Origin of the sequence: Dietzia sp. DQ12-76 (genome assembly GCF_014145045.1) — a bacterium.
Taxonomy (GTDB): domain Bacteria; phylum Actinomycetota; class Actinomycetes; order Mycobacteriales; family Mycobacteriaceae; genus Dietzia.
This window is the reverse complement of the sequence record NZ_JAALDV010000154.1, coordinates 1-6,122: the sequence shown is the minus strand read 5'-3', so window position 1 is coordinate 6,122 and position 6,122 is coordinate 1. Positions and strand designations below refer to the sequence as shown.

Genomic DNA, 6,122 nt, shown 5'->3' with positions numbered 1-6,122 from the left:
TGGTGACTCGCGGTGTGTGGTGACTCAGCCGAAACGGCCGGACACGTAGTCCTCGGTCTGCTTGTTGTCCGGGTTCGAGAATATCTTCTCAGTGGAATTGACCTCGACGAGCTGGCCCGGCATGCCGGTGGCCTCGAGCGAGAAGAACGCGGTCTGATCGGACACGCGCGCCGCCTGCTGCATGTTGTGTGTCACGATCACGATCGTGAACTCGCTCTTGAGCTCGGCGATGAGGTCCTCCACCGCGAGGGTGGAGATCGGGTCGAGCGCCGAACACGGCTCGTCCATGAGCAGGACCTGGGGTTCGATGGCGATCGCGCGCGCGATGCACAAACGCTGCTGCTGCCCGCCCGAAAGCCCGCCGCCCGGCTTGTCCAGACGATCCTTGACCTCGTTCCACAAATTCGCGCCGCGCAGCGACTTCTCGGCCACCTCGTCCAGCGTCTTCTTGTTCCTGACACCCTGGAGCCTGAGGCCGGCGGTGACGTTCTCCTTGATCGACATCGTGGGGAACGGGTTGGGCCGCTGGAACACCATCCCGATGGTCCGGCGGACGGCGACGGGATCCACCTTCTTGTCGTAGATGTCCACGCCGTCGAGCTTGATGGATCCTGTGGCGTACGCGCCCGCGATCTCCTCGTGCATGCGGTTGAGCGAGCGGAGCACGGTGGATTTGCCGCAGCCTGACGGGCCGATGAAGGCGGTCACCGAGCGCGGGGGGACGTGGAGGTCGACGTCCTTCACGGCGTGGAAGTCGCCGTAGAAGATGTCGACGTTCTCGAGGTCGAGTCGCTTGGCCATGACAGGTCCTTACTTGGTCTTCGGCGCGAGCGCCTTGGAAGCGAACGTGGCAAGGACGTTCGCCAGCGCGATGATAATGATCAGGGTGAGGGCCGCGCCCCAGATGCGGTACTGGCCGGCCTCGGTCGGGTTCGAGAGCTGGTTGAAGATCAACAGCGGCAGCGAGGCCATGTTCCCCTGGAACAGGTCGAAGTTGAAGCTCGCCGTGTAGCCCACGAGGATCAGCACCGGAGCGGTCTCACCCATGACGCGGGCGATCGAGAGGAAGACCCCGGAGATCATCCCCGACAGCGCGGTGGGGACCACGATGCTCACGATGGTCTTCCACTTGGGGACGCCGAGCGCGTAGGACGCCTCGCGGAGCTCGTCCGGGACGAGCTTGAGCATCTCCTCGGTGGACCGCACGATCAGGGGCAGCATGAGCAACACCAGGGCGAGGCTCACCGCGAACGCACTGAGCTGGAACTGCAGGACGGAGACCCAGACCCCGAAGATGAAGATGGCCGCGACGACCGAGGGCACCCCCGCGAGCACGTCGACCATGAAGGTGGTCGGCCTGGCGAGCCTCGACTCGGGGTACTCCACCAACATGATGCCCGCGGCCACGCCGAGCGGTATGGAGATGACGGCGGCGATGATCGCCTGGACGAGGCTGCCGTAGATGGCGTGACCCACACCGCCCGCCATCGAGGACGGGGACACGAGGAAGAACGAATTGGTCCACCAGGTGGGGTTGATGACCGCGGGGATGCCCGACTCGATCACCTTGTACAGCAGCGCCACCAGCGGGATGACGGCCAGCACGAAGCACAGGGAGAAGACCACCGTCGCCGCCCTGTCCTTCGCCCTGCGGCTGCCGGCGATGGGCAGGAAGGTCTCCGAGGGCTTGGCGGGCTTGGCGAGGTCGGACGTTGCCTGGGTCATCAGCCGTTGACCTTTCCACCGGACACGGAGCGTGCGATGAGGTTGACGAAGAAGGTGAGGATGAACAGCACCAGTCCGGCCGCGATGTAGGCGCCGGTGGGCAGCGGGTGGTTGAACTCGGCCGCGCCCGACGCGATCTTCGAGGCGAACGTGAAGCCGCCGTCGAAAAGCGACAGGGTGCCGGGGGCGCTCGCCGCACGGAGGATGATCAGGACCGCGACGGTCTCACCGAGCGCACGGCCGAGCGCGAGCATGGATCCCGCGATCATGCCGGACTTCGCGTAGGGGAAACACGTCATCCGGATCTTCTCCCACTTGGTCGCCCCCAATGCCAGGGCGGCCTCCTGGTGGAGCGAGGGGGTCTGCCGGATGGTCTCGCGCGACATGGAGGTGATGATCGGCAGGATCATGATCGCCAGGACCACTCCGGCGGTGAAGATGGTCCCCCCACCGGCGATCGAGACGTTGCCGTCGCCGAAGAGGAAGATCCACCCGAGGTTCCGGTTGAGCCACTCTGACAGGGGGACCAGCCACGGTCCGAGGACGATCAGTCCCCACATGCCGTAGATGATCGACGGGACGGCGGCCAGGAGGTCGATGAGCGCCGACAGCGACCTCGAGAGCCGCGGCGGCGCGTACTGGACGAGGAAGGTCGCGATGCCGATGGACACCGGCACCGCCAGGACCAGCGCGAATATCGAACTCAGGACGGTCACCCTGAACATGTCGAGGATGCCGAACCTCAAGTCGTCCGGATTGGTCGTGTTCCATTCGGACGAGGTGAAGAAGTTGACGTTGTTCGCCATCAGTGAGGGCGCCGCCTGCATGACCAGGACGATCGCGATCAGGGCGATCAGGGCGACGATGACGCCGCCGGCCGCCACCGTGGCGCTGCGGAAGACCGCGTCCGCGCCCCGAGAGGACCTGCCGGCGAGGAGATCGCTCTTCGCGCCCTTCTCCGGCGCCGGCTCCGACCCCGTGCTGCCGGAGAGGTCGCCGGACTGCCCGGTGCTCCGGTCGGCGTGGCGGTCGACGGATTCGTGAACTGTCATTGGACCTTCAGTCGCTCGGGGTGACGTGGACGGTCACCGGCTCGCCGAGGCGGGCGACGGGCCGGTGACCGGTGGATCAGGAGATCTCGGAGATAGCGGTGAGGAGCTGCTCGCGGAAGGCGTCCGGCACGGGGATGTATCCCTCGTCCTCGAGCTGCGCCTGGACGTCCTCCGCCACCGCGATGTTGAGGAACGACCGGACGGCCGCGGCGGTCTCCGGATCCTCGTACGACGAGCAGACGATCTCATAGGTGGGCAGGATGATGGGGTACGCACCCGCGGCTTCGGGGACGTAGAACGACGAGGTGTCGATGACCAGGTCGTTGGTGCCCTCGTTCTGCAGGCGTGCCGAGTCGATCGTCACGCCGGCCGTCTCGGCGTTGAGTTCCACGCCCTCCGGATCCGCGGGGGTGATGACCTTGACCATCGACAGGTCCTGGTTCTTGGCGTACGACCACTCGGTGTAGGTGATGGTCCCCGGGGTCTGGCCGATGGCACCGGAGACGCCCTCGTTACCACGGGCACCCTCGCCGACCCCACCGGTGAAGGTCTTGCCGGCGCCCTGCGTCCACGCGCCCTCGGAGGCCGCCTCGAGGTACTTCTGGAAGTTGTCCGTCGTGCCGGACTCGTCCGACCGGAAGATCACGGTGATGGACTCGTCCGGGAGGTCCACGCCCTCGTTCTCCTCGGCGATCGCCGGATCGTTCCACGTGGTGATCTCGCCGTTGAAGATCTTGGCGAGGGTGGGGCCGGAGAGCTTCAGCTCGACGCCGTCGAGGTTGTACGCCACCGCGATCGGGCCGAAGACGGCGGGGATGTTCCACGCCTCGGAACCGCACCGCTCCTCGGCCGCCGCGTAGTCGGCCTCCTTCAGCGGGGAATCGGATCCACCGAAGTCCGTGATCCCACCGGTGAACTCGCTCACGCCGGCGCCCGAGCCGTTGGAGTTGTAGTTCAGCGTCTGACCCTCGCAACTCAGGGCGTAGGAGTTGGCGAAGATCGTCATGGCGTTGTTCTGGGCGGAGGACCCCGACGCGGTCAGGGTCGGCTTGCCCTCACATTCCGCGCCGGAGACACTCTGCGCCGCGGTGTCACCGCTTCCGGTGTTGTCATCCGAGCAGGCGGCCAACCCGACCGCGGTGAGGGCGGTGAGGCCGAGAAGAGCACCGGTGCGCTTGAGGTCCACTGAATCTCCTTGTTTCGCCCGGCGGCGAGCCCTCCGGGACATGTCTTTGGTGACAGCAACACGACGCCGGGCCGATTCCGAGACCCGACGAGCACAGAACGTAAGGGGCCGATATGAACGGTCCCGCCGGAGAAGATGAACTAGAGATGAACTCAGCGGATGTGTCACGAAAGGAACGCTTAGTCAGGTCCCGACCAGTGCGCCGAACTGGGCATATGGGCGGCCAGCGGGTCGCCTGATCCGATACCTCACTCCGAGGCGTAGGTCACATCGCGGTGCTCGACCGTGAACCCGAGCTTCTCGTAGGTCCTGAGGGCAGCCGTGTTGTCGCCCTCCACATAGAGGACGACCGACTCCGCACCCCGTGGTCCCTCGAGGTGCGCCACCCCGAGCGAGGTGAGCATGCCCCCGAGTCCCCGACCCTGGTCGGCCGGGTCGACCCCGACCACGTAGACCTCACCCTCCACGGGGGAACCGGGCTCGGTGACCGTCTTGGTCCAGTGGAACCCCGCGAGCCGTGGCGCCGGCCCGACGGTATCGACGGCCAGGAAGACCCCCGCGGGGTCCACCCACTCCACCGCGAGGCGCTGGTCGAGCATCCCACGGCTCCACCCGCCCTGCTCCGGGTGCCACGAGAAGGCGGCGTTGTTGACGCGGAGCAACTCCTCCCGGGCGTCCAGCCCGGGCCACCGCCCACCTCCTTCGGAGACCGCCTCCGCCAGGGTTCCCGTCTCGATCCCCTCGGCGGGACCGATCGCGGGGAGTGCGGGGCCGTCGGCCGCGCTCCGACGCATCTTGAGGAGCTCTCGGGTGCGCACCAGACCGACCGAAGCGGCGAGCGCTCGCGCGGCCGGCAGGTCACCGTGCGCCCACACCGCGGCGGCGGGCTCCAACTCGAGCACGGTGCGCACCAGTTCCGAACCGACCCCTCGTCTCCGCTCCCGGGGGGCGACGACCATCTCGGCGGTCGCGTCCCCGCCCTCGCCCGCGAGCTGTGCGTAACCGACGACCCCTCCCCCGTCGCCGCGGATCAGCAGATGGCGGACGCCCTGCCCGTCGTCCGACCGGAGAGACCGCATCGGCTGCTCGCCGAGCGGGGGCACCCCGTCCTCGTCGCCGGCCTCACGGGCGACCGCCTCGATCATGGCGGCCGTGGCGTCGTCCACCGAACGCTCGATGGCGATCATGCGTCTCCCCCGTCCTCCCTGCGGTCGGTCGGCCGGACCGCCTTGTACCCGACGTTGCGCACGGTTCCGATGAGGGACTCGTGGTCCGGTCCGAGCTTGGCGCGCAGTCGCCGGACGTGGACGTCGACGGTCCGGGTGCCGCCGAAGAAGTCGTACCCCCACACCTCCTGGAGGAGCTGGGCGCGCGAGAACACCCGCCCGGGGTGTTGGCACAGGTGCTTGAGGAGTTCGAACTCCTTGTAGGTCAGATCCAGGGGTCGGCCCTTGACCCGTGCCACGTAGGTCTCCTCGTCGATCACGAGCTCGCCCACCGTGAGCAGTCCGCCGTCGGACTCGCCCTGCGACGAATGACGTGCGGCGGACAGTCTGAACCGGGCGTCAACCTCGGCGGGCCCGGTGGTCGGCAGGATGATGTCATCGAGCCCCCAGTCCCCGCTGACCGCGATCAGTCCGCCCTCGGAGACCACCGCGATGACGGAGATCTCCGCGCTCCCCGAGAGGAGCCGGCAGAGCGCGCGCGAGGCCGCGAGATCACTCCTCGCGTCGACCACGGCGAGCGCGGCACCGGCCAACTCGCCCACCGAGGAGGCGAGGGGCGGTAGCAGCCTGACCGAGTGCGGCAGGAGCGACAGAGCCGGGACCACCGTCTCGGGATCGGATTCAGCCGTGAGGAGCACTACGTCCATGTGTCGCTTCCTCCTCGTCCTGGCGCCCAGACGATACTAGCGACCCACCCCCCAGTTACGGCCATCGGAGTAGACCTGAACCCCATGAGAGCTCGTCGCACCGTCGCGGTGGTGGCCGCCACCCTGGCCGTCGCACTGGCCGGCGCCTTCGCCGTCGACACCGTCAACGCCTCCAGGGTGGAGGCCGACGTGTCCACCCGGATCCGCCCCGCCACGCCGGGACTCCCGGCCCCGTCGGTGATGCTCGGCGGGGGTCCGACCGCACGGTGGACCGGGCCCGGGACGC

6 protein-coding genes and 1 pseudogene are annotated in these 6,122 nt (G+C 67.8%); 1 reads left to right on the top strand and 6 read right to left on the bottom strand.

The features are described from left to right. Positions 1–24: 24 nt before the first annotated feature. From pstB to G6019_RS06485, 6 genes are all read right to left on the bottom strand, one after another. Positions 25–801, bottom strand: coding sequence for a phosphate ABC transporter ATP-binding protein PstB (gene pstB / locus G6019_RS06510; protein ID WP_095719166.1), 777 nt, complete (start codon positions 799–801; stop codon positions 25–27). Between the two features lie 9 nt (positions 802–810). Next, positions 811–1,725 carry a phosphate ABC transporter permease PstA gene (gene pstA / locus G6019_RS06505; protein WP_107755809.1) on the bottom strand — a complete coding sequence of 305 codons (915 nt, stop codon included), beginning with the start codon at positions 1,723–1,725 and terminating at the stop codon, positions 811–813. Further along, positions 1,725–2,777: a phosphate ABC transporter permease subunit PstC gene (gene pstC, locus G6019_RS06500; RefSeq protein WP_107755808.1), complete on the bottom strand. Its 1,053-nt coding sequence runs from the start codon at positions 2,775–2,777 to the stop codon at positions 1,725–1,727. Before pstC ends, pstA begins: the two co-directional genes overlap by 1 nt. A 76-nt stretch (positions 2,778–2,853) precedes the next feature. Further along, positions 2,854–3,963: a phosphate ABC transporter substrate-binding protein PstS gene (pstS, locus tag G6019_RS06495; protein WP_107755807.1), complete on the bottom strand. Its 1,110-nt coding sequence runs from the start codon at positions 3,961–3,963 to the stop codon at positions 2,854–2,856. Positions 3,964–4,211: 248 nt separating this feature from the next. Continuing rightward, positions 4,212–5,150, bottom strand: a complete 939-nt coding sequence (gene mshD, locus G6019_RS06490; protein WP_107755806.1) for a mycothiol synthase — start codon at positions 5,148–5,150, stop codon at positions 4,212–4,214. After that, on the bottom strand, positions 5,147–5,836 hold the full coding sequence (locus tag G6019_RS06485; protein ID WP_017835270.1) for a winged helix-turn-helix domain-containing protein: 690 nt from the start codon (positions 5,834–5,836) through the stop codon (positions 5,147–5,149). The genes mshD and G6019_RS06485 overlap by 4 nt, the downstream gene beginning before the upstream one ends. Before the next feature lie 84 nt (positions 5,837–5,920). Between G6019_RS06485 and G6019_RS06480 the strand changes: the two are divergent. Beyond that, a pseudogene (locus tag G6019_RS06480) lies at positions 5,921–6,122 on the top strand (DUF2993 domain-containing protein); the annotation flags it as partial.